Source organism: Candidatus Thiodiazotropha sp. LNASS1 (assembly GCF_964212655.1).
Taxonomy (GTDB): domain Bacteria; phylum Pseudomonadota; class Gammaproteobacteria; order Chromatiales; family Chromatiaceae; genus Thiodiazotropha.
Window position 1 is genome coordinate 72,831 of the sequence record NZ_OZ156465.1, and the last position, 22,997, is coordinate 95,827.

The 22,997-nt window shown below is 48.8% G+C and carries 27 protein-coding genes and 2 tRNA genes; 13 read left to right on the forward strand and 16 right to left on the reverse strand.

Going from position 1 to position 22,997, the window contains the following annotated elements; genetic code table 11:
- Window positions 1-2 precede the first annotated feature (2 nt).
- The 4 genes from AB8516_RS00360 to mobB all read left to right on the forward strand — a co-directional run bounded on the left by AB8516_RS00360 (window position 3) and on the right by mobB (window position 1,852).
- Window positions 3-485 carry a chemotaxis protein CheW gene (locus tag AB8516_RS00360; protein WP_108294448.1) on the forward strand — a complete coding sequence of 161 codons (483 nt, stop codon included), beginning with the start codon at window positions 3-5 and terminating at the stop codon, window positions 483-485.
- A 205-nt stretch (window positions 486-690) separates the two neighbouring features.
- Window positions 691-864, forward strand: coding sequence for a hypothetical protein (locus AB8516_RS00365; protein ID WP_154723202.1), 174 nt, complete (start codon window positions 691-693; stop codon window positions 862-864).
- Window positions 865-897: 33 nt separating this feature from the next.
- Window positions 898-1,305 (forward strand): DUF2802 domain-containing protein, encoded by a 408-nt coding sequence (locus AB8516_RS00370; RefSeq protein WP_108294512.1) that lies wholly within the window; start codon window positions 898-900, stop codon window positions 1,303-1,305.
- Window positions 1,292-1,852: a molybdopterin-guanine dinucleotide biosynthesis protein B gene (gene mobB / locus AB8516_RS00375; protein WP_369156954.1), complete on the forward strand. Its 561-nt coding sequence runs from the start codon at window positions 1,292-1,294 to the stop codon at window positions 1,850-1,852. Before AB8516_RS00370 ends, mobB begins: the two co-directional genes overlap by 14 nt.
- Before the next feature lie 4 nt (window positions 1,853-1,856).
- Here the strand turns inward: mobB and AB8516_RS00380 are convergent, their stop codons facing one another.
- Window positions 1,857-2,684: a class I SAM-dependent methyltransferase gene (locus AB8516_RS00380; protein WP_369156956.1), complete on the reverse strand. Its 828-nt coding sequence runs from the start codon at window positions 2,682-2,684 to the stop codon at window positions 1,857-1,859.
- A 279-nt stretch (window positions 2,685-2,963) separates the two neighbouring features.
- Here AB8516_RS00380 and AB8516_RS00385 point away from each other — a divergent pair, with 279 nt between their 5' ends.
- From AB8516_RS00385 to AB8516_RS00395, 3 genes are all read left to right on the forward strand, one after another.
- Window positions 2,964-3,434 (forward strand): aminoacyl-tRNA deacylase, encoded by a 471-nt coding sequence (locus AB8516_RS00385; RefSeq protein ID WP_369156958.1) that lies wholly within the window; start codon window positions 2,964-2,966, stop codon window positions 3,432-3,434.
- 50 nt (window positions 3,435-3,484) lie between these two features.
- Window positions 3,485-3,575 (forward strand) — tRNA-Ser (locus tag AB8516_RS00390).
- Between the two features lie 491 nt (window positions 3,576-4,066).
- Window positions 4,067-4,143, forward strand: a tRNA-Arg gene (locus AB8516_RS00395).
- Here AB8516_RS00395 and AB8516_RS00400 read toward each other — a convergent pair.
- The 9 genes from AB8516_RS00400 to AB8516_RS00440 form a co-directional block, all read right to left on the reverse strand.
- On the reverse strand, window positions 4,106-5,653 hold the full coding sequence (locus tag AB8516_RS00400; RefSeq protein WP_369156960.1) for a recombinase family protein: 1,548 nt from the start codon (window positions 5,651-5,653) through the stop codon (window positions 4,106-4,108). The genes AB8516_RS00395 and AB8516_RS00400 overlap by 38 nt on opposite strands.
- Window positions 5,643-5,948, reverse strand: a complete 306-nt coding sequence (locus tag AB8516_RS00405; RefSeq protein WP_369156962.1) for a hypothetical protein — start codon at window positions 5,946-5,948, stop codon at window positions 5,643-5,645. The genes AB8516_RS00400 and AB8516_RS00405 overlap by 11 nt, the downstream gene beginning before the upstream one ends.
- Window positions 5,949-6,171: 223 nt before the next feature.
- Window positions 6,172-6,561: a hypothetical protein gene (locus tag AB8516_RS00410; protein ID WP_369156965.1), complete on the reverse strand. Its 390-nt coding sequence runs from the start codon at window positions 6,559-6,561 to the stop codon at window positions 6,172-6,174.
- Window positions 6,545-6,835, reverse strand: a complete 291-nt coding sequence (locus AB8516_RS00415) for a hypothetical protein (RefSeq protein WP_369156967.1) — start codon at window positions 6,833-6,835, stop codon at window positions 6,545-6,547. The genes AB8516_RS00410 and AB8516_RS00415 overlap by 17 nt, the downstream gene beginning before the upstream one ends.
- A 97-nt stretch (window positions 6,836-6,932) precedes the next feature.
- A complete protein-coding gene (locus AB8516_RS00420) occupies window positions 6,933-7,214 on the reverse strand; it encodes a hypothetical protein (RefSeq protein WP_369156970.1) in 282 nt (93 codons plus the stop codon).
- A gap of 16 nt (window positions 7,215-7,230) precedes the next feature.
- Window positions 7,231-8,958, reverse strand: a complete 1,728-nt coding sequence (locus AB8516_RS00425) for a type IV secretory system conjugative DNA transfer family protein (protein WP_369156972.1) — start codon at window positions 8,956-8,958, stop codon at window positions 7,231-7,233.
- 5 nt (window positions 8,959-8,963) lie between these two features.
- Window positions 8,964-9,818 (reverse strand): hypothetical protein, encoded by an 855-nt coding sequence (locus tag AB8516_RS00430; RefSeq protein ID WP_369156974.1) that lies wholly within the window; start codon window positions 9,816-9,818, stop codon window positions 8,964-8,966.
- A complete protein-coding gene (locus tag AB8516_RS00435; RefSeq protein WP_369156976.1) occupies window positions 9,815-10,759 on the reverse strand; it encodes a hypothetical protein in 945 nt (314 codons plus the stop codon). Before AB8516_RS00435 ends, AB8516_RS00430 begins: the two co-directional genes overlap by 4 nt.
- 2 nt (window positions 10,760-10,761) lie before the next feature.
- The gene (locus AB8516_RS00440; RefSeq protein ID WP_369156978.1) at window positions 10,762-11,094 is read right to left on the reverse strand and encodes a hypothetical protein; all 333 of its coding nucleotides are present in this window, start codon (window positions 11,092-11,094) and stop codon (window positions 10,762-10,764) included.
- 115 nt (window positions 11,095-11,209) lie between these two features.
- Between AB8516_RS00440 and AB8516_RS00445 the strand changes: the two genes are divergently transcribed.
- Both AB8516_RS00445 and AB8516_RS00450 read left to right on the forward strand, forming a co-directional pair.
- Entirely contained in the window at window positions 11,210-12,070 is an 861-nt protein-coding gene (locus tag AB8516_RS00445; RefSeq protein ID WP_369156980.1) for a hypothetical protein, read from the forward strand.
- Window positions 12,070-12,474, forward strand: coding sequence for an ankyrin repeat domain-containing protein (locus AB8516_RS00450; protein ID WP_369156982.1), 405 nt, complete (start codon window positions 12,070-12,072; stop codon window positions 12,472-12,474). The genes AB8516_RS00445 and AB8516_RS00450 overlap by 1 nt, the downstream gene beginning before the upstream one ends.
- Window positions 12,475-12,760: 286 nt before the next feature.
- Here AB8516_RS00450 and AB8516_RS00455 read toward each other — a convergent pair whose 3' ends face one another.
- A complete protein-coding gene (locus AB8516_RS00455) occupies window positions 12,761-13,315 on the reverse strand; it encodes a recombinase family protein (RefSeq protein ID WP_369156985.1) in 555 nt (184 codons plus the stop codon).
- Between the two features lie 212 nt (window positions 13,316-13,527).
- On the opposite strand from AB8516_RS00455, the gene AB8516_RS00460 reads away from it, so the two are divergent.
- Window positions 13,528-13,893, forward strand: coding sequence for a hypothetical protein (locus AB8516_RS00460; RefSeq protein WP_369156987.1), 366 nt, complete (start codon window positions 13,528-13,530; stop codon window positions 13,891-13,893).
- 31 nt (window positions 13,894-13,924) lie between these two features.
- Here the strand turns inward: AB8516_RS00460 and AB8516_RS00465 are convergent, their stop codons facing one another.
- The 3 genes from AB8516_RS00465 to AB8516_RS00475 form a co-directional block, all read right to left on the reverse strand.
- Window positions 13,925-14,458, reverse strand: a complete 534-nt coding sequence (locus AB8516_RS00465) for an ORF6N domain-containing protein (RefSeq protein ID WP_369156989.1) — start codon at window positions 14,456-14,458, stop codon at window positions 13,925-13,927.
- Between the two features lie 67 nt (window positions 14,459-14,525).
- Complete coding sequence (locus tag AB8516_RS00470) at window positions 14,526-15,362, reverse strand: hypothetical protein (protein WP_369156991.1); 837 nt, start codon at window positions 15,360-15,362, stop codon at window positions 14,526-14,528.
- A 962-nt stretch (window positions 15,363-16,324) separates the two neighbouring features.
- Entirely contained in the window at window positions 16,325-16,690 is a 366-nt protein-coding gene (locus AB8516_RS00475) for a hypothetical protein (protein WP_369156993.1), read from the reverse strand.
- 100 nt (window positions 16,691-16,790) lie between these two features.
- Between AB8516_RS00475 and AB8516_RS00480 the strand changes: the two genes are divergently transcribed.
- The 3 genes from AB8516_RS00480 to AB8516_RS00490 all read left to right on the forward strand — a co-directional run bounded on the left by AB8516_RS00480 (window position 16,791) and on the right by AB8516_RS00490 (window position 19,935).
- A complete protein-coding gene (locus AB8516_RS00480; RefSeq protein ID WP_369156995.1) occupies window positions 16,791-18,134 on the forward strand; it encodes a hypothetical protein in 1,344 nt (447 codons plus the stop codon).
- Between the two features lie 270 nt (window positions 18,135-18,404).
- Window positions 18,405-18,689 carry a hypothetical protein gene (locus tag AB8516_RS00485; RefSeq protein WP_369156997.1) on the forward strand — a complete coding sequence of 95 codons (285 nt, stop codon included), beginning with the start codon at window positions 18,405-18,407 and terminating at the stop codon, window positions 18,687-18,689.
- A 196-nt stretch (window positions 18,690-18,885) separates the two neighbouring features.
- Window positions 18,886-19,935 carry a DNA cytosine methyltransferase gene (locus tag AB8516_RS00490; RefSeq protein WP_369156999.1) on the forward strand — a complete coding sequence of 350 codons (1,050 nt, stop codon included), beginning with the start codon at window positions 18,886-18,888 and terminating at the stop codon, window positions 19,933-19,935.
- On the opposite strand, the gene AB8516_RS00495 is transcribed toward AB8516_RS00490, so the two are convergent.
- Both AB8516_RS00495 and AB8516_RS00500 read right to left on the reverse strand, forming a co-directional pair.
- A complete protein-coding gene (locus AB8516_RS00495) occupies window positions 19,893-21,083 on the reverse strand; it encodes a PP_RS20740 family protein (RefSeq protein WP_369157001.1) in 1,191 nt (396 codons plus the stop codon). The two genes, AB8516_RS00490 and AB8516_RS00495, sit on opposite strands and share 43 nt — an antisense overlap.
- Window positions 21,084-21,086: 3 nt before the next feature.
- Complete coding sequence (locus AB8516_RS00500; protein WP_369157003.1) at window positions 21,087-22,994, reverse strand: ATP-binding protein; 1,908 nt, start codon at window positions 22,992-22,994, stop codon at window positions 21,087-21,089.
- Window positions 22,995-22,997 lie beyond the last annotated feature (3 nt).

The following is a 22,997-nucleotide window of genomic DNA, read 5'->3' on the forward strand; positions in this document are numbered from 1 at the left end:
GCATGACTATTGAAGACGATGAAGAGGCTGGCGGTGGTCCGCTGATTCAGTTTGTAACATTCATTTTGATGGAAGAGGTCTACGGCATCAATGTAATGCAAGTGCAGGAAGTGCTTCGTATTACTGAGATCGCTCCCGTACCCGGCGCACCATCTTATGTTCTGGGTATCATCAATCTGCGTGGTAATGTTGTGACCGTCATTGATACCCGCACCCGGTTTGGGCTACCCACCAAGGAAGTGGATGACGCCAGCCGCATCATTGTTATCGAGTCTGAAAAACAGGTTGTAGGTATTTTGGTTGACGCTGTAGCCGAAGTGGTCGAACTGCGTGAAACGGATATCGATCCGGCGCCGAATGTGGGTACCGAAGAGAGTTCACGCTATATTCAGGGTGTAGCGACACAAGAGGACAGACTGCTGATCCTGGTCGATCTCAATAAATTGCTGACAGATGAGGAGTGGCAGGAGATCAGCATGTATTGATTTCTGTCGCGCATCGGAGATTGAACAACCGGTATCCATACAGGGTCGAATTTCCTAATTACATATTGCATTTCCCTGCAATGATGGGTTTTTATCAGTAACAGGCTAGCAGGACTTTGTCCCTGGAAGCGTTTTTCGGCTATTCTACCTATTGATCGACAGCGCAAGAGGCAAAAACGGTTAGATTTCGAAAAGGAAGCCAAACATGCCTGAGATTGGAGACCAAAATCCTCTTATTCCCCTGACTCCGGTGAAGCCAGCCAAGCCGCCGTTGCGACGTGAACGCCCCAGGCCTGCAGATGAACGTAAACAGAGACAGCAGAGGAAACCGAAAAAAAATGAGGATGATGGAAAGCCGCACATCGATGAGTATGCCTGACACTCCTCCTCTGCCCCGCTAAGGATGACAGGTATGACGGGTAGTGATGCGACACTCTTTTGGTTTGGTCTTCTGCCAATAGTGCTGCTGTTGTTGGTGCTGGTGGTTGTCTTTTTGATATTTGAACGAAATCGACGCGAGTCCTACGAACAGCTTCGGCGGGAAATCGACACATTAAAGCAGACAGTCAGTGCGCTCTGTTCCAGTGCCGTCGGTGTCGATAAGCGCGTGAACCGCTTGGAGCGCCATGGCAGAGACCTGGAAGAGCGCCAGGAAAATATCGAACAGAGCAGTCACCAGGGCGAACCCCCATACAGTGATGCCATCCGCATGGTGCATGCCGGAGCCGGCCCCGAACAGCTTGTCTCTGAACTGGGGATCAGCCGGGATGCCGCCGATCTGATTATCATGATCCACGGCATAAAAAGTGAAGACGCCTGACCCGTGTCCGGTACCCCTGCTTGGTTTCGCTGCCTACAGCGGCACGGGTAAGACCACCCTGCTGAGACAACTGATACCCCTGTTGCGCGATGCCGGTTTGAGGCTGGGGGTGATAAAGCATGCCCATCATCAAGTCGAAGTCGACCAGCCGGGAAAGGATAGCTATGAATTGCGCAAGGCGGGTGCCGGTCGGGTACTGCTCGCCACTTCCCGCCACTGGGCATTGATGGTGGATGAGCCGAAAGAGCGTGAGCCGGTACTGAAGGAGTTACTGACGCGACTCGATTGCAGTGAATTGGATCTGGTTTTGGTCGAGGGCTTCCGGCATCTGGCGTTTCCCAAGATAGAATTGCATCGCGGGACCCTGCGCAAACCCCTGCTGTTTCCGGCCGATACGTCAATTATTGCCATTGCCAGCGATAATGGGATCGGAGAGGCGACAGCACTGCCCCAACTCGATCTTAACGATGTGCCGGCCATTGCCGATTTTATATGCGATTATTGTGCGCGTTTCAGTTCAGTCGAGAGTGATGTAAACGCCCTTTAGGTGATTATTTTTCGGCGGTGATGTAGCAGATCCATCCGGCATCCGCCTCACCTTCGCGGACAGGTAGAAACACACCATCGGGTTCGCCATCTTCATCGAATCCCTGCCAGTAGAATGTAACTTTACTGAATCCCACTTCATCCAGCAGTTCATGGATCTCCGGCAAACTCCACAGACGCCAGTCGTAACTGAATGCGCGCTCCATGCGTGAGCCGTCCTCAAAATCAAAATGTATGTGACAGATCAGGTTGCCGGTGATGGGGTCATACTTCTCCTGTTCCCAGATGTAGGTGAACAGGCTGTCGTCATCCTCGATCTCCCGCTCCTCCTCGATCTCTTTGTAAGAGTCATAACCCCCATAGGCATCCATAAACAGGATACCGTCTTCGGCCAGTTGACCATGGACTCGCTGAAAATAGTTTTTCAGCGCTGTCCGCTCTTTAAACAGCCAATAGCTGAAATTCATGGCGGATATGATCTGCATCGGCTCGGTTTCTGCCGAGAGGACATTATCCTCGATTAATCTGATTCGTTTCTGCTGTGACGATTTCAGTCTCTGCAGTTGATTATCCCGACCCCAATCGAGCACCTCTTTATCCAGATCGATCCCGATAGCATGATTGGATTTGCGTCGCCGCACCCATTCGCAACAGACATTCGCGGTACCGCAGAAATCCTCCCGCAGACGTTTCGCCCTGCGACCGTGTATTTTCTTGTAGGTGTCATCCACGAAATCGATTTCGGCCTCCGCGCATTGCACAGAGAGTTCATAGAGGTGGTGACGATCGGCCGTTTTTGCCATCGAGGGTGATTTTTTCTTTCTTTTCGCCATGTTGATTCGTTACTTGGTCAGGTGATGCCGGTGTTAAAAAAACAGATCTGCAGAAACGTCATTGCTGTTGACCGGCGAACTATACTCCTAAATAGAGCCCTAAAAAACAGACGCAACCCGGATTGACAGAAGACCTCCGGCCGTGCGCTTTTCACGCATTTTGTGATCCCGTCTTCGTATAGAATGAAAGATATTATAAGTATTTGTTAAATAATATGAATCAGATGCACAAGCTTTTCCAAGGCTGAGCATCAGGGAGAGGTAAAAAGAGGTGAGGAAATGGCAATAGCAATTACACTCAGAGAGTATCTGCAAAATCACGGTGTCAGTTTCGACGTCATCGATCATCGGCGGACCGACTCCACCCTGCATACCGCTGAAGCGGCCCATATACCCGGCGACAGAATGGCCAAATCGGTCTTGCTCGGAGATGACGAGAGCTACCTGCTTGCGGTTATTCCCGCGACACATCGGCTGGAGCTGGAACAGTTGAAACAGCTGACCGGCCGTAAACTCAGCCTGATTTCCGAGGATGAACTGCAGCAGGCCTTCGCGGATTGCGAAACCGGCGCGGTACCGCCAACAGGCATGCCCTATGGCATCGAGACCCTGGTTGATGCCAGCTTGCTGAGGCAGCCCGATCTCTACTTCGAGTCCGGCGACCACGGCAAACTGATCCACATCAGTGTCGACACATTCAGAGAAATAGAGTCCGACGCCATCGTCGCCGAATTCAGCAGACACCTTTAGCCATTTGATTCCGGAGAGGAACTGGTTTAATCTTGCGCCTCCAAAAATCCGGAGAGATGTCCGAGTGGCTGAAGGAGCACGCCTGGAAAGTGTGTATACGTTAATAGCGTATCGAGGGTTCGAATCCCTCTCTCTCCGCCAAATAAAAGGGGGCCCAACAGGGCCCCCTTTTATTTGGCGGATAGCGAGGATTTGATTCAAACCCTTCGTTCGACCAGGCGCACAGCGCCGCAGGACGCCGCAGCGTAGCGAAGGCGCCCCGAAGGGGTGAGCCGCAGGCGAATCAATCCCTCCCACCAGCCGGCACCCATGCAAAGGAGTCCCTCGGCCCCCTTTTATTTGGCGGATAGGGAGGCTTTGATTAGAACCCTTCGTTCGACCAGGCGCACAGCGCCGCAGGACGCCGCAGCGTAGCGAAGGCGCCCCGAAGGGGTGAGCCGCAGGCGAATCAATCCCTCCCACCAGCCGGCACCCATGCAAAGGAGTCCCTCGGCCCCCTTTTATTTGGCGGATAGGGAGGCTTTGATTCAAACCCTTCGTTCGACCAGGCACGCAGCGCCGCAGGATTTCCCATTCTCCATATGCCATTGACAAAAGAACAAGAAATCTTCAGAATTCGCGTTCCACAAAAAGCGCCCGTAGCTCAGCTGGATAGAGTACCTGGCTACGAACTAGGGGGTCGGAGGTTCGAATCCTTCCGGGCGCGCCATTTTGCTTTCACCCCCTGAAAAACCTGCTAACGCCTTGAAAGGTAAGGTCGTTTTTGGGGTTCGAAAACCCTCTCCCCGCACATACGCCAATCTGTCCGCAAAAGTGAGTTTTAGCACGGCATGGCGGTCTTCCATGCACCCGGAGGCCCATAGTTCATGCGGGTTTGCGAGAAAGTCCATCGCGGTTCGAAAACTTTCATCGAAGTCTCTGATTGGACGGCCACATTGAGCGATTTTTTCCTGCATAACCTGCTGTTCCAGTTGAAGCTGGCCGATGCGTTTTTCATAGGCACTCACTACGGCATTCGATTCCGCATCGACAATGCGATCAAGCAACTGCTCAATCTTGCGTTCGGTTTTTGCAATCTCCAGTGCAAGAGATTTGCTATGCGTCTTTTGGAACTCCAGGCGGTAATTCCAAAGGTCTTTAAACATGGCTAAGGCCGCATTGAACAACTCTTGAGACGGTTTGAGTGACAGTAGGAACTGCTCAAACTCGCCCTCAATCACATCACGTCGAATTGATTTACGGTAGCTGGAACAGCCCTTCTGAAAACACATGTAATAGGGGTGATGCGCTGTGCGCCCCTTTGACCAGCACGCTGTAAGCGTGTGGCCGCACTCGCCACAGGTGACGAACCCGCGCAGGGGAAAGTCCATCGATATATCCTTTCTGGCGGGGGCTTTCGCGGTGGATTTCAGGCGATCCTGGATGGTTTTGAATGTTTCAAGACTGATCAGCTCTTCATGCCGTCCTGGCCTCAAGCTTACTTGCCAATCTTCTGAATCGACATAACCCGCGTACAACACTTTTGTCAGCAGATCAGTTACCCGTTGGTTTCGTACCTCACCATTCTTATCCTTAGGGAATTCAGGGAATGACTCCAGGAAACGTTTTACCTCAACCTGCAATTGGAAGCGTCCGGTGGCATAGCCTTCCAAGGCCTCCTGGACGATGCCGGCAAAGGGTTCGTCTCTGACAAGGACTTTGCCCTGGCCGGAGGTTTTCTGATAGCGATAGCCAACGGGAGCTTGGAACACCCAGTAGCCGTTCTTGAGCCGTGACTTCATCCGGTTGAGGGTTTGTTCGGAGTTCTTCTGGCGCTGGTGCTGCGAAACACTGGCCAGCAGGTTTTCAACCAGGACAGAATCCGAGTCATCGCCAAACTCAATGGAAGGGCTTTCCAGGGTAGCCCCGGCCTTGGCGATAGCGCCTCTGAGCTGAAGGTGAGCATCAAGCCCTCTCGCTAGCCGCGAAATATCGTCGATAATGGCGACACGCGGATTTTTGCGGTGTTTGCTCAAATGCTTGAGCATGGCCTGCATCCCCGGGCGCTTGGTCAGGCTACCGGAAACGTCATCGGTAAAGACCGCTTCGACCTCATATCCCTTATATTTGGCGTACTCACGACAGCGCGTTTCCTGGGAGCCGAGCCCGTCACCCCGTGTCGTTTGGGTTTTATTGGATACACGGCAGTAAATGACCGCCTTTGTGTCTTTAGTCGTCATGTGTAATTCCTTTCGGGTTCACCTGCTCCTCCTGAGCCGGAACCTGGGGCGATTCCTGCTGCTGATCCAAAGACGAGAGAAGCTGTATCGAATCTACCCCAAAACCCATATCGACAAAAGCCGCCATGATCGACCACAGGGTTTTTAACAGTTCAGCCTGTTCTTCCTCGCTCAAGTCAAAATTCTTGACGTGCTCCCGGTATTTCTCCAGATCGCACTGAGGAGGTGCCATCACTGGCTGACCTTGGGCAGAAAGCCATTGTTCATTTAAGTCAAATTTCTCTTTATCGGTCAATGGTTTTCTCCTTTCACGGCAGACATATCACCAGGTTTGAACAGGCATGGCGAGCATGATGATGGGGGCGACGCAAAAGAAATTTACAGCACTTGGTGCAACCTCTTTTGTCTACGGAAGACTGAATCGCAATCATGGAAACTGCGATACGCAGCGTATCTATATTCATCTTACTGTCTCAGCCGTTAATAAATTCTTAATTTGTTTCGTATAAGCCATGGGATCATCGCTCTCTAGTCGGCGCTGACCGCCGGTTTCGCTGCTGTACAACTTGGCGTTGCGCCTTGAAGGATTTGAGCTGCGCGGCCCGTTGTTCACGAAACCAGGCCTGATTGAAGGCGCTTCTGACGGGTCCTTCCTCATACTTTGGGCGCAGTTCCGGGAAGGGGCGATGAAGCTTGACCATCAGCGAGCCCCGTCCGCTCTCTTCCCGGCGCTGGGTTTCAGTTTTACCCCGGTCCTTCAATTGCCTGCTGATATAAGGGCAGCGGGCATGATCGAACGGTGTGTGCACAGGCCGGGTGTCACGCAGGCTGTCCGGCGTGCCCCGGCTCAAAGCCGGGTCACGTCCCGCATAGCTCATACGGCTTGCCTGTTTACCGCGCCCGGTCATGATCGTGGCTCCTGTCCTGATGGCGCTCCGGTTCCTCAGTGCTTTCCTTGCGTTCATCCTCATAGCTCTGCATGCGCTCTTCGCGCATTTCCCGCAGAGTCAGACGGCCATTGACCGGCAGGCTGGCAAGATCGATTTCCAATCCCTTGCCGTCACGATGCTCCCAGGCCGCGCCGATACGGTTCCAGTAACCCTTGCCGTCTCTGGATTGCTGCACGGTGTAAGCAACGAAATCCGGTTTTTTGCTGTAGGTGTTGTTGTCCTGGTCTTTCATGGTCTGTTTCCTCATGAATAGGGCCTTCGCGTATGATCATTACGGACGCGAGCGCCGGAAGGCCTTGCCGCTGCATCCCCTGGAATTTCTCCATCGCTCACCCTTTGTCATGGCCGGTGATGACGACATACGGACATGTGCCGCCATGGGCGGGTCTTTGTAATCGGCCCCGCAAGCCTAGGTAGTCGCAATCGAGCATGTGGCGGTAGGAGCCACGTCGCTCGTAGGTGTAATCCGTCAGGAGGTACGGACCCACCGGCGAGAAAATCAATCCGGCGATGAGCAGCAGCGGCCAAAGGCCGTACAGGCTGCAGAGCCCCCGCAGGCCCATGGCCACCCATTGCAGGGTGCGCCTTTTTTTCGGTTTGTAGACAGGCATACCTTTTCCTCCTTAGCTATCGCAGCTTGAGACGCACCTTCCTGAGGAAGGGCTTGCCGTGAAAGGGATTGATTCCGGCCTGCTTGCGCCAGGGTTGGATTTCCGCATAGGAGACCGGCTCGATGAGCGCGGGAGGCGCGCGGCGCACCAACAGCAGGCCGTTGGGACTGCGGCGGATTTCATCGGGTGTCATCAGGGGACGGGCGGTTTCACTCATTTGTTCATGCACAAACCCGTCGCGCTGTGAGAGGCTGGCCGCCATCACGCTCTGGTCGCCCAGCATCTTGCTGATCATCTCCAGGGTTTTCGGCGAACGCTGCCCCGGCAGAAACTGCTTGATCTCGGTCTCGGAGAGCAGGGTTTCCAAGGCAGTCTTACCGTAGACCCGTTCGAAGGCGGACAGGTCCTGGAAGATCAGATGCAGACGCAGGCCGTAGGACCGGCCCCAGGTAAGCAGACTTTCCAGGCCATGGATTTTATAATTTGTAGCTTCATCCATGATGAAGTAAACCGGCCTGCTTTTATGGGGATGACGCTTAATGGCGGTCATCGCGCACCATTGAATCAGGCCGATATACGGTTTGTAGACCTCCATGCGACTAGCATCGGCTACGATAAACAGGTTTACCGGTTTCTCCCCTTCTTTGAGATCATTCATGGAAAAGGTCGAGCGCCGCATGGCTGGAGCCAGTCGCCCGAAAGCGAATGGGGCTATGGCTTGTTGCGCGCCGGAAATAAATGAATCGAAGGTTTTTGACCCGATGAGCGCAAACCAATTGGCCGCCCAAGAACGGATCAATTTGGCGAACTCCACTACATCCTCTGGATCGTGATATTTTGCCCAAGGCGCTTGCTCAATGGGCATAGCGCCTTTAGGCAACGGATTGCCCTCCAGATCAATACCCAATACCCAGCGCAAGTTGTTTTCGAATGCCTCCCGGTCTTCAAGTAACAAGGCAACTGAAGCCAGGGTTGCGTCATTTTTTTCCACCATAATTTCAATGACTGTGCTCACACCGATAGCCCGGCGTGACCCTTCATTGAAATACCGGTCATTACTCCCGCTCTCCGCCTGTTCTGGATATATCTGTGCTGAGAATTCCCGCAGATCGTCCGACACATCGCGCAAGCCGCCGGGGCGGTCTAAATCCTCTACAATGATGTCCAGGGGATTGTAGCTGTCTCCTACCCCGACAATTTCCTGCCACAGACCGCCGGGATTGAGATACCGAACGACCTCGCCCCGTGCTTCCAGCGGTTCTTTCATACAACAGAGCAATTCGCCCTTAAAATCCCCCATCACCTTGCTTTCCTTGATGGAAAAGAGGTTCGGGATCACTGTGCAAATACCCTTGCCGGACCCGGCAGGCGCGACAGTCACGGCATTGGAGACATAATCGATAAAGAGCGGTTTCTTGCTACCGCCCAGCAGACCCCAGAAAGGCCCGTGCTGCTTGCGGTTGAGTTCTGATTTTAAGTCCCTGGCTTTGGCCCAATGCGCCGTGCCATCCTTGCCCGTGGGTCGATGCGTCCCGAACCATTCCAGGATGCCCGCCAGCAATCGGAAACAATCGGCTAGGATCGAACCCATGGCCAATAGAAGTATGCCCATGAGCACGGCGGACAAGGGTTGGATTTCCTCGCCGATCCTGATCGGTCCGCTCCAGTCGAGCGCAAGATACAACAGGAAGATGATCACAGCGCGTTCCATGATGCCCATGGGCTTATTCTTCTCTGTGCTCATAGCAATTACCCTCCCAGGCCGTGACGAATACGGATCACGCGCGGTTCCATGACGCCGTTGGCGCGAAAGTAATCGATCCAGAATCGACGGATTTCGTCTTCGTCACGGCAGAAGGGACCGTAAGACGGGCGCAACAGCATCAGAACATCGACTTGCACCCCCTCTAATGAACGGGGTTTAAGACGCTCCTGGTACACACGGCGCTTGGCAAACAGGGCAAAGGGTGGCATATCGTTCTGGACTTGGCAGAACTGTGCGGAATCGGAATTCATCACAAGATCAGAGGCCAAAACAATCTTTGCGCCGGGACGCACACTCGGCATGCGTGACAGGTCGGCAACCATCTCCAGGATTGGTGATTGGGAGGTTTGGCGGTGCTCATCAACCGGATCGTCGGAAAGCACGTCCTGCAATTCCGGCAGGAAGCGTTTTTCATACAGGCGCTGGCGCTGCTTCTTGAGGTAACCTTGTGAACCCGTATCCGCGCCGATGGCTGTCAGTTGATCCGGCTCCCTGGCGGGGCCGCAGATATGGAAGCGTGGGGATAGCACCGACGCTTGCTGATCGCCTTCGGTGGTGTAGACGGCAATCCGGTCACCGAATGCCAGCCTGTCATACGCCTGCTTGAAGTAGCGCAACAAAGCGCGTTGCTGGTCGGCATCGAAGCGTGGTTCGCTGGCATCGATCAAAACGTGTGTCTGCGTCCCGCTCACACCATCAAAGCAGCCGTAACGGTCCGGCACGGGTTTGCCATAGGTCTGAAAGGCGGCATAGCCGAGCCCTGCCATTGTGGTGAGGATAGCGACGGTTCCGCCAATCATCAGCGGCCAATTTGTTTTACGTCTGCGGCGGTATTTCATGATGAACGATCTCCATATGTGGCATGCAGGTTTTCAAACAGGCCTCGCAGCTCGTACAACGCGCTCGCCTTGGTTTCGTCCATGGATTTTCGATAGTCTTGGAAATTCGGAGGAACATCCAAAGCAGGCGGGGCAGTGTCTTCGAGAAAGTCCTGATAGGAAGCCAATTGATTTAAGGCGGCATCAGGCAGGGGCGTGTTGTCACTGCGTGCCGCTTGATGAGTTTCGTTTAACCGGGCAATGTCTGTGTATAGAGCGCTTTCAGCCTCATCCACTCCACGAAACAATTCGCGGCGGGCCTCCAGGCACCGACTGAGCAGTTTCTCTACTTTCACCTCTTCTTTACGGTATTCTTTCCATGCCCGGTCGAGCGCCTGCCGGGTGGCGGCGTGCCGGTCCTCGATCTCAGCGACGTATCCCGCATAGGCATCCTGAAATGCTTCATAGGCGGCGACCTTGACGCGGTGGTACTCGCTAAAGTACGGATAGGAATCAGCGATTTTTTTGCTTTTCTGGTAGGCGAGCACAGACATGCCAACTCCTGTCATTACCATGTAAAGCGCATGCGGGTTGGTCAGTATGCCGAGATAAGCCGTCAGAGATGGGCGCAACTCTTCCAGAGTGCCTTGCACGATCACCAGCCCGGAGGTTGAGTGGAAAAGCCCGACAACCAGCATGCACAGCCAGAACAGCCCGCGCGCCCGCCGACGGATCGCAACGAACTCGGGATTGTCCGAGTCCGCCGCATGTGCGCCGTACTGCATCCAGCGGCCAATATGGAATGCGACCCACACACAGAAGAATACGTTGGTGCCAGAGATCAGCAGAGCGAACAAAATAGCGTCGTCAGGGCTGGCGGCGAGATGAGCGTTGAGCAGAAAGCCGGTGATAACCACCGCCTCGAACATGATCATCAATATGAAGACCAAAACCGTTTCCATGTTTACCGATCCTCGGCCGCACGCGGCAGGCCATGGCGTAAACGAAAGGCCTCCTCGGCCTGGGCTTTACGGTGGAATTCAGCGGCGCGCTCTTTCAGTTCTACCGCCGCTCCACCAAGTAGATCGTCAACATAGAAAGTTTCAGGAATGAAACTCTCACGAATGGTTTTCAGGGTGTTGATTGCAGCACACGCTTCCGCACGTAGCTCCTGGTATTCCCGACGGGCATTCCTCGGTCCGACTTCATGTGCTTTCCGCAATCGGGCCAATTCGCCGTTCATACTCAGACCGGCAAGTGCTTGTGAAATAACCCAGTCCTGATTAAAAGTATTCATGAAACGGTCTCCAGTGTTGGGTGTGAAACAGGCCTTTCATCTCTGCTTGGCCTTCGGCACGGCCAGCTTAAACAAACCTTTTCCCCCATTTCATCCCCATGTATAATTTGTGGTTATGATTGAGAGAGATAACAAGACCGCAGATGATGCCGTAAACGATGTTCAGCAATTGACGTTGGAATACCGTCTCGCGGCGCTATCTGAGTTTCGAAAATATGTAGCTTCTGAAACGAAGCCGAATGGGAAGAAGAAATGGACTGTAGCGCCAATACTTGAGGAATTTTCAAATATCGCAAAAAAGCGGAAAACAGAATTCGAGCAGCACTACGATGCAAAGAAACTGGAAAATGTAATCAGAGGGCGATACGACATTATTCAAGATGTTTACTTTCATAATATTGTGAGCCAATTTTTACGGAAGCACTGTCCGGATCGTATCGAGAAATTTGCTTTACGTGATGACTTGGTTATCTTGGGAAAACAGCTCAATTCTTTCTACTATCAAACACCACCTAACGATGTTGTTGTAGCCATCTCAGAACATTACCGCGAGATAAGGGTTATGCAGGTGATATTTAAACCAACAAAAAACTATACCAGCCTTAGACATCCATCAGGAGAAATACGCTTATTTGTTTCATATGTCGCCTCAAAAGAAGTTAAAGACCTTTTTTATACAACCGCATTTGTATTTCCGGAGCCGTTCCACCATGCAGTTGGTGTTTGGCTTCCAATATACGGTTTGCATTTCTTACGCGGTTACCAAAATAAACTCCCGTTTATTTTCTCCTTGCAGAAGACTGAATCCAGTCAAGAATTGGTACCTGAGTCATGGACAGTTAACGGTTTTTGCTGGACAGTCCATCAATTTCTCTTTAATAGTGAAATTGATGAAGTTGTTGAGACGACAAATGAAGATGTAGTTTCTGTCGCAAACAACATACTTGGTGGGTTAATAGCGAGTGAGAGCGTGTAATGGGCCTGCCAGCAAAAAAATTATCGTATTACAAGGATCGGGGGGAAATGGAATACCCACCCAATATTCTCGAAGGCGCTTTATTTAACGATATAGAGGAAATTGAAGCCGCGATTTCCGAAAACCCCGCATGCATTAAAGATGTATCGCAGGAGGGAATGAACGCGCTGCAATTGGCATTGAGTCATGGCTGTTTTGAAGCAGCAGAATATTTGGCACAGGCGGGGGTCGATCCGCTCCATAGAGATTCATTCGGGCGTACAGCCGTGATTATTGCATCGGAGCTTGGATTTGAGCGTGGCGCAAAAATCGCTTGGGAAGCGGAGATGCGCGCAGCACCCATGCATATCGATGAACAGGGAGAAATTGTTCAGGATGCACCTAAACCACCTGGACCATTCTAAAATAGGCGTACTACACAAAGAATCTTTGTAATATAAATGCCTGTATAAAATGTAGTACATGAAATTTTATTACGCTCGCTGGGTTCGCGAATAATTGTTTTTTCACCGAATGTATCGGTAATCATGAATTACCAAAAGATGCAGACGCACATAAGTTATTACTCTGTAACCACTAGTAAACTTAAAATTAAACGTGGCCATCACTAATCCAACCCAAAAAATCCAATCAAAGCACGACAGAACTCGTCGAAGCATTGAAAGCCGTGGGTAGTGAGACCCGATAATCCTATTCCTCCAGCGCCCGGATTAATGTCTGTTCGTGAACCCGGAAGGATTCCGCAAGTTCCGTGATGGAGGAGTAGAAGTTGGTCTCCAGCTTATGGCGGGCCAGGGCGATCTGTTCCGAATTCAACTTCCGGGGCCGTCCCAGCTTCTTACCCCGCCGCCTCGCGGCTTCAAGACCCTCCTTGGTCCGTTTGGATAAAATCTCCCGTTCCCAGGTCGCCAGGGCGGCGGCCAGGGTGAACAGAAATTTCCCGTCTGGCGTAGTGGTGTCGAAATGCTGTGACAGCGACAAAAACTGAATGCCCCGTTGATGCAGTTTTTCCAATTCAGATAACGCATCGAGCGACGAACGGAAGGCGCGGTCCAGGGAACTGACCACCAGGACATCGCCGGGTTTCAATTCATTCAATACCTGCTCATAGACCGGGCGTTTCCGGCTGACGGCGGAGACGCCATCCTCGACAAAGATCAAATCGCATTCCTGCTGCAATTGATCACGTTGCCGGTCGTTCAACTGCTGGTCTGTCGAAGTACGGATATAGCCCAGTTTTCTCATCCTAAAATCCTTTCTCCGTGCGTTTTTCCATAGAGCTTAGACAAAAACGAACGTTTAAATCCGCATCCTAAAATGGAAGGTTACCTTCCATATTTACCTTTCCCACCAAGCCCTTACGATCATTCGTATTTCCAATCTTGAATCCGGCTTCTGAGCGGAATTTACAGGAATCCTAACAAAAACGTTCGTTTTTATAGGGGGCCGGTCAGGCCATGAAATCAATCGTTATTTTGCTTGCGTTGACAGTTTTCCACAGTACTGTAGCTTGCGCGGAAGAAACCGGGATCGAGTGGAAGACCCTGCCGGAATATATGGCGATGGATGGGATGGCGCAGTTCGAATTAATTGCGGAAACGCGACGGGTCGTAATGCGCAAGCTGGCTCATGAGGACTTGTACCGCGCTGAATGTGTCTCGGACCTATATAACTTTGATACCCAAGCGGGACGAAAACAATTCTATAACACCAAGGGGTTTCTGAAAGTCGCCGCAAAAAAGGGACTCGATTGGAAAGCGCAACAGCTTGTAGCACATATGATTACGAAGGAATTTTGTCCTGCTTTACCCATGAGGCGATAAGCGTTTATTCATACGAGAGTATGCAAACATCCTATTGTGTGTCATCGACATCTTCGGGCCAGATGAAGCCAATGGGTTTTTTCCTGTTTTTCGGGGGCGTCAGAAGGCGTTCGACATGCGCGTAGAGATTGCTGATATGCTTATCGTGCTCTTCCACTTTTCGGGCCAGGTCTTTATGGGTTGCCAGGATTTCACGCAGTCGAACAAAGGTGTCCATGATCGCAATACTGACCTGAACGGCCTGCTTGCTCCGCAATACCGCCGATAACATGGCAACGCCTTGTTCAGTGAAAACGTAAGGCAGATATTTCCTATGTTGCCCACGGCCTGCCGGGTTTAAGGTCACAATTTGTGATCTTAAAAAGTCGTACTCCTCCTTATCCAACTGAAACATGAAGTGCTGGGGAAAACGTTCGATATTACGTTTGACCGCCTGAACGAGTACGCGGGTTTCGACACCATACAATACTGCCAGATCGGCATCCAGCATGACCTTGGTACCACGGATGAGATAGATTTTTTCCGCTATGCGCTCAATCGGGATGATCGTTTGGCTCTTGTTCATGCCATCCTGCGTAGCAGATGGAAAGCGGAAAGCCAAGGGAAAAGATCGTGTCCGGTTGGAATCAAACTTAAGAGAGATCGAACCCGGCTGCCGGAGCCTTGTCCGGTAATGATGACATCTGTTTATTAATAACAGAATCGTCGGGAGTCTGATCAAATGAGTGCTGTTGATTGAAGCGTCTGCCGTTTGCATCCAGCCCTTCGACTTTCTGCTCCAGTTCCTCCAACCGCTGTTCCACATCATCCCGCCCGTATTGCAGTGTCTCTTCCGCTTCCGGGGCCTGGGAAGGATCATCTTCAACGTTGTCTTTCAGTGTATCGGCCTCCTGGCGGTTGTCCCGCACATCACCCCGTAAATCCAGGGCCTCGGTCAAGAGCACGGTCAGTTCAACAAGTCTATCCTGCTGCGCTTCCGTGCGGACTACCTGACCGTCGGCCTTTATAGAATTCACCTGCTCGCGTAGTGCCTCCAATTCTTCTCCGTCGGTCACGGCCATCCGTTCGCCGTCCCGTACGGTATAGAAGACGCCCTGTTCATCTTGATAGACCGCAGCCCCGTTGGCACCGGTCAGTAATTCTGTCCGGCTCTCAATACCCTGGATTTGAGCATTGATTTGGGTTTCCAGATAATCCAGCCGGTCATCGGCATCATCATAGAAAGCCGTAACGTCATCATAGGTCGCCTGGAAACGTTCATAAGACTGGCGGATGGTTTCATTGGCAAGTTCCGCTAGGTCACTGATCGCATCCTCCCGGTCCCTTTTCTTCTTTTCGGAATGGGTCGTATTAACCGTTTTATGCGATGAATTAATACCGGAAACTGTGCTAGCGTACGCCAGCCGCCCCATCTCTGTTGGCGCGGCATTGAACAGGTTGAAAGTGTCCGTCAGTCCCATTTTCCCCATGCTGTTTCCATATAACCCTTTGCGCTTTATAGGTAACAGGGTAGAGGAAAAGCGTTAAGAAACAGTTTATGGTAGTGGCACTGTTTTCTGTGTAATCGCAGATGTACTACATAATGCCGGTTGTAATACGGTGTTTGTAGTACAAAAACGATGACTTGGTCAGTAATGCTATATTGCTACAACTTTTTCGGTTAGCGTAGACCACTAGTAGTGTGTCATGTGCGGTCAGGGCGCCAACCTGAACGCTCACGTACTGGAGGTGATGTTATTTTTCGCGCATTCTTTAGGATTTCAGTGCTTCACAATCTGGCGCTATCCACGATTCCAGGCGATGAAAGCTTCGGTCTCGCGCCACATCATGGAATTGACCATCCAGCGTTTCTCAGCTATCGAACCGTCATAGATCAATACGGAATTCTCAGAACATATTTCTCAGCTTTTCAATGCTGAGCACGCTGTGGTATTTCTAAGCTGAAGTGGTAACAAAATCCCATTAAACCCATTAAATGAGATAAAATGCCACCACTGGCAAAATGTAGTGCAGTGTCTGGAACAAAATATGCCTATTCCCATCAGGTGTTTTGCCCCTCGTGGGGGAATGTTTGTTTCGTGACCTGAGGGCCACACTCAGATACGATCCGTTATAAGCGGATGTTTTTTAACAGCTTTCTACTTATTTTCAAGATTAGCGATAGGCCACACTAAGTTATCGCAAGAATACACCAGGATATTCCTCCAACATAATGCATTGCCAACCAATTTTTTGCGATAATTATATTTTTTGGGGCCATGCCCCGTAGAAACAAAGGCCTGGAACTGTTTGAAAGCAATGAAGGTGAGCAAAAAAGATGAAAACAAAGGCGATCGAAGATTTTTCACTACTGATAGTCATTGCCGTAAGTATATTTACAGGTCTATCTACATCTATTTAAGGAGTGTTTTATTCAAACCACAACGAAATCCTATTGAGGTAGAAGTATGCGGTCCATAGTTTTTACTGCTGTCCCCTGTAAGACTTTATTACTTGTAGTTGTTTCTGAAACTAAGGAGAATCTGGAAACCAAAACATCTTTCAAACTGCTTTCTAAATGTTCCGCTACTACGGGTACTGTCGATGCAAATACGGCCCCGATTACCATTCCTGCAACACCACCTAGCACAAATGGCTTTTGTTCTACTTTAGAAGATAAAACTACACAAGTGAATACCGCACTTAAAGCTCCCGCGCACCCCCCAATAATCATGCTTCCCATAATCTCACCTGTCGCTAGACCAATTCCGACACTACCTCCGGCGGCAAATGAAATCTCTTTACTTCCATGTTTCATCTATTTTCCTCCTTGACTCCTCCTTCATGCATAGAACCAGTAATTCACATATCACACCAAGACACACTCAGACAAGAACTATTTAAGCGAGGAAGGAAGAATGAAAGCCAATAGTGCAAAGATTTGGTTCGATCTGATAAAAGATTTCTTATGGCCGGGACTAGTGCTAATTGTCTTACTGTTAATCACAGCAGGCAGCACTCTTGTTTTAGATGGGATAATCAACAAAGAAGTATATCCAAATCTTTACCTGAGATTTTCTAATGCAAAAGACTTTTTGTTGTTTATTGAACTTGGGTTGCTAGGCTTGCTGGTTATTGCAGTGTCACTAAAGTTATTTATTAGAACGATCACAGACCTCTTTCCAGATGCGATGTTTTATATGAAACAATTTGTATTTCGCTGCCCACCCTCCGGTATAGAGTTGTTGAACCCCAATATGTTTGGAAAAGAATTTTACTTTTACAACGCCACCATTAGCAAAGGAGCTCGCATATGGATGAGACATTGTGTAACCACAGATAATGCCACAAGGTTTAGTCTTGATGTTTCAATTCCAAGTCCAATTAATAATGATGTGAATGATCTCGTAACTTACGATACGATCGCAACAAAAATTGAATCGTATTTAGTCATTATTGGAGCACCGCCAGAAGATCGCGAAGAGAAAAAGTTTATCGCTATATTATCTAGCCCGAAGGGAGAATATGAAAAAGGGACAAAATATGGCATTATTTTTCATGACACATGGTCTTTGGGTACTTCCGCGATGTCACCTTGCATGCTTATGAAGCATGATATTCTGAATATGTCGGACACACCCCATAGTGCGATATTGTCTGAAAATGACCAAGTATTCTTAGATAGGGAGTGGGACAGCATGCGTTCAGCTATAAAACTCCTTCCTGTCGATGAGCCTTTAGAATATATAGGTGTCTGGGTGTATTATTTTCGGAACTTTAAAGGGATCGATGCATACGGCGTATTCCATGTGAAGATGGATCATGAAACCAACCGTCTCACAGCAAAAGGCAAAGCTTGGTATTTTGGAACCTACAACAATAAACCAATAGTCAGAGGGGTGTGGACTAGCAAGCAACTGACATCTATTAAATACAACAAGGTATCAATAATTTACTCTATGGACATTGATAATTTATCGGAAGAGGAGATGGTGGAGGATGAAAACCATTACCTTGGTTTTTTTATTATAAAGAACAATAAACAAACGGGTAAATTGCATGGCTCAATATCGACATTCGAAAGCAATTGCGCAGAAAAATCTAAAAATATGAATGTATTTAAGTCTGTTTCTATGCGATCTCTTGAAGATGCTGAAGACTTTAAATTGCTTCAAAGCGAATTCACGCACGTAGCCAGAATTGATATCACCAACCCCAGAGATGAAGCCTCATACAAATACATAATATCAAATTTAGGTTAAAGGTCGCAATAGTCCGGTTGTTATGTCCGTTGTGCTTTAAACCACTTCTTTTACGAGAAGAGATGTAAAACAAAAGACAGTGTAATACGTAATACAGGCGATTCCGCTCCACGCGCGCGCAAGATGTGTATGTAATACAAAATGCTGCGATGCAGCATATTTCTATTCCATACCATCTTGGCAGGGAGATCACTGGCCGTTCTCCCGTGCACCCTCTGGGCCGCTCTAAGCTTCGCATGAGGCGCTGCCGTCATCCTCAGACAAGAGCTGATGTGGCGCTTTCAAGGCATTGAGCCTTTCCGCGCCAGCGAACGGGGTGGTCCGTTCGATCACCACTTGGAGAGCCTCCGGGATGCCCCAAGACCCCATGGCCAAGTGGGGGACTTCAGCTCTCCCCCTTGGAACCCCCATCGACAAAGGGCATGTCATAGCCCTCTGGACCCCTCGACCAACCGTCCGCCGCTTGGATGCCGTGAGCGTTTCTCCGCTCAATCCCGACCACTGTTGCGCCAAGTGGATGACGACCAAGGAGGTGTCCTTGGATGCGGCTACTAGGCCTTTTTGCATGTCAAATGTGTAGGAGTTGACAAGGCGTTCAGTACCCCTGCTGTGCATTGGTAGGTCCGGTTTGACCTTAAGCAAACCTTCAAAATCTCATAAAAATATTGATTTTTTCGCGTATGAGTAATGATTGTTATCAGTAGGGCTGATTTAGCTTTATATTCTTTGACGCGACATGTTAGCATGGGGGATGCAAGAACGATTTTTGAACACTGGTCGCCCAATGATACTCAGCCTTTTTTCTGGTTGCGGAGGATTGGACTTGGGATTTGAGACCTCTGGATTTCATACAGGGCTTGCGTTCGATTTGAGGCATGCAGCTGTCAAATCCCATAACCATAATCGGGAACATAACCCCGCACATCAAATTGATATCACAAACTTAAAGCTGGAAGACCTGGATCGATTGTATGAAGCTAGGTTTGATCCAGTCGGTGTGGTAGGCGGCCCACCGTGCCAAAGTTTTAGTAGGGGTAATTCTAATCGCAAAGATGATGATCCAAGAACAAAATTAGTTCGTAAGTTTTTCAATCTGGCATTAAGGATTCATCGCTTCAGAAGTGGATTAGATTTCATAGTAATGGAAAATGTTACAGAAGTGGCAAAAGCTGAAGAGGGGCGCCTTCTTGAACGTGAAATTCACCGACTAGAACAAGAGGGTTTCGATGTTTTTATTGAGAATACCAATGCTGTTGATTTTGGCGTGCCCCAATATAGAAAACGGCTCATTCTCGTTGCGATCAATTCAGAAAGGTCATCAAGAGATTGGACAGGGCTTCAAAAACTCTCTCTGTCAAAAACTGTGCGAGATGTGATTTTTGGCTTGGAGGAACCGGTACATTTTTCTGAGTTCAGTAAAGGCCACCGATCAAGTACGCACTTAAATCACTTGTGCATGACACCAAAGTCCAAAAAATTTTTCGACGGCTCTTTGAAGGCTGTACGATCTGGTGGAAGAAGCTTCAAAGTCCTTAATTGGGATAAACCTAGTTACACTGTCTCGTACGGGCATCGCGAAGTTCATGTCCACCCGGGGGGGCATAGAAGGTTAAGCGTGTATGAGGCCATGTTATTGCAAGGATTTCCACATGACTTTGAATTACTAGGAACGCTTTCTGATCAAATAACCCAGGTGAGTGAAGCTGTCCCCCCACCACTTGCAAAAGCTGTTGCGAACTCCATTCAAAAAGTGATGGGTTACGAAAATTTTTCGTCAAATGCTTCTAGAGCAGCTGCTTGATAACCCGCTCTAACCAACATTTCTCTCTGTGCCAATTTATATTGGTTTTTAAGCTCTAAACGATTTTGCAGAATTCTATCTAAGTTATCCATATTTTGAGCTCTCTGAAGAGCTTGCATCGAGAAATCAACCTGTTCCATTTCTGTGGTACGCTGAGGGTTAACAGCACCAAAAAGGTCTATCATAACAACTGGTCGACGACAAAATTCATATGCTAGACATGCCATAGATGGCGTATCATCCTCTTCGGGGCGAGTGGAATAGCAATAAAACTGCCGACTTTTTACATCCCACTCAGCAGCGTTAGCTAGGTGCAAAATCCATTTCGAAAACCCTAAACTGAACATTGAAAGAAAATGATCGTTGCTAGAATCGGCATGAGTAAGTGCCTGTTCGATATCGTGCTCATTATCGTCTGTAAGTATTTCTATTGCACCCATAGCAAACTCCTCAGACTCACGTGAGTTTTGGCGAATTGCCCCTATTAGTGCATTCCTAACTTCTTCAGATAGATTGTCATTTCGAGCATCAGTAGTAAGAAATAGAATCCAATTAGTACCACATCTAGAAAATTGTAGTTCTAATAGCTTATAAATCGCATCTATTATTCTATCTGGTTGCTTCGCTGTAGGTTTAGCAACAGAACCACATGCATCTATATTTACAACCTGGAAAGGAGAGCGCGCTTTTATTTCTCTGTACGCCTGAGATTTTTCATGGGCCAGTTCTTCAAACCGATAAGGAAATGTAATAGAAGTATCTTCTATTACACCTCTCTTTATCAGGCCGTCTGCTCTAAACTGTGATCTGGCACGGATTGTTTCTTTTTCTGTTTCTGCATGGAAACCTGTAGCTTCTAATCTAAGGCCAAGATTATTAATTGTATTGCCTAGTATTTCGACGTCAAAGTAATCAATTCCAGGTAGGGTTAAGTATCTTACCATCCCTCCAGGAAGAGTGTGTTGTGATCGTAAACGCTGGATGAATCTCTCTGTATACAGCTGCCACTGTTGTTCACGAACATACTGCTTCCTAGGGTGATGCCAAGGCATTAGTTCGTTTAGGGGAACTGGCACGGCTGGTTCTTCAATCTCTACTGGCAAGACAGACTCGCCAAAGTCTTCGATGTCTTCAACGTCCTCTGTCATTTTTTATTCTTCTAAAACTCTTAGGATATCTTTGATTAGTGCGGACCGTTGAGAAGAGCTTAATTGGCTAAGCACACCATAAGCTTCAAGCACAATCGCTATTGCAGAAGCCTTTGAAGGCGTTTCGTTTTTTAAAGGTGCATCTTCCTTGGATTTGTTATTCCAATCAATTTTTACACCACCTACTTCTCTAGTGGGTTCCGACGGTTCAGATTCGGTAATAGGGGGGTCAGCGTCTTCCCCCCTTTGCTCTTCCCATACTTTGACTGCAGTGGACATTCGAGACTGTTCCAAGTCTATTTGTTTTGTCTCTTTCTCACGATCTAAATTCTGCTTCGCTATTCCTTTATTACGATTGATCATTAATCGCAGCGCTCGATGCAACCATTTCTGTATAAATAGAAAATGAGGATGACTGTAATTGAAGGACTCTCTGTCGATATTAATTGCACCATCTAGACCAGTTTTAACAAATATTTCTGCTGTAATTTGAGACAACCTGTTTTGTTCTGAAATCTGGTAATTCAAGAATGATTGATCGAATAAGGTGCCACTTGCTTCACGAACTCTAATTAGAGCACCAGAGGTCTCTTTTGGAATTATTTTACTATTCCAATATAAGTAGGCTTCAAATGATAGTTGCCCACCAGCTCTAACGAGTTCTTTGTCTGTGAAAGCATCATTTACGCTGGCTACCATTAGCATTGGTGCAGGAATTCGTGATGGCCTTGCTAGATTAAAAGGTAGATCGATTGGCCGTCTTAGTTCCACGTCATCAACCAAGACTTGAAAAGAAAGTCCTGCGGGGCGAGTAACAGATGTGAGCTTTAATGCAGTACGAGGAGTGTCTGTATCTTGAAGTTCTAGCAGTTCTACTGATTTTCCTTTTTCAGGTATTTCATAATAAAGTAGGCCTGAACTGCCTGATATATCAAATGGATGATTTCTAATGTACTCAAGTGGAAGAGATAAACTCAATTGCCATATCAATCTGAGGTATTCGTCAAAGTGTTCAAGATTGGCCGGCGCACGCGAGAAATCTGAAACATCTGAGGCACTCTTTACTAAGCCTTCAAACTTTGTAAGTGAGTCCTGTTTGTTATTCCAAGGCAAGTTCGCATCAATACCCTCATCATATCCGGGTATTTGATTTTCCAACGCTCCGATATGGTAAGTTGGAGCTTCTCTAACCGGTTTACCATCGGGCCCTTCGGATTGTGCTGTTAGCCAACGTTGTCTACTTTGCAGGATTCGACGTATTTCTGGCCGAAGAGAGTAGAGAACTATGGTCGTTCCGTGTGTATCTCTTTCATTAGGCTGCACACGTTCGCTTTTGATACTTACATCTCCCGCGACATATTCTTCATCATCCCCTCCTGAGCGCTTCTCCTCGTCGTGAGTTCGCAACTTAACCGTAGCTGAAGTTCGGATGTCGCTATCAGCAGATTTAGTAATAATTTGAAAATGTTGGGTCAGCTGCGCAACAGCAAATAGACCTATCCCGATCTTGCCAATCAGTGGCCTTCCGCTTGGACTACATTCATTATTTGATTCAGAGACAGTATGAAACTTTTCGCCAGCATGTGTCCGTTTAGAGCTTCCCCCAATGGATTTTAGTATGTAGGCAACAGTCTCTGGAGACATACCAAGCCCATCGTCACGAACAATTACTTGTTCGAAATCTGGCGCACCAGTTTTTACTATCACTCTAGTTGCGTCAGCGTCATATGCGTTTGCGATTAACTCTCGAAATGCTGCCCAGGGTTCACGATAAATCCCATCTGTGACACGTGCAATAATCCGTTGGCTTGTTGCTAACTCAGTGCGGATAGGCTCCGCCGCATCGATATTTCTAACGATGTCTTCTGCTAGGTTATTGATCACTTCTGATTTTGATAGATCTTCTTTCACGTA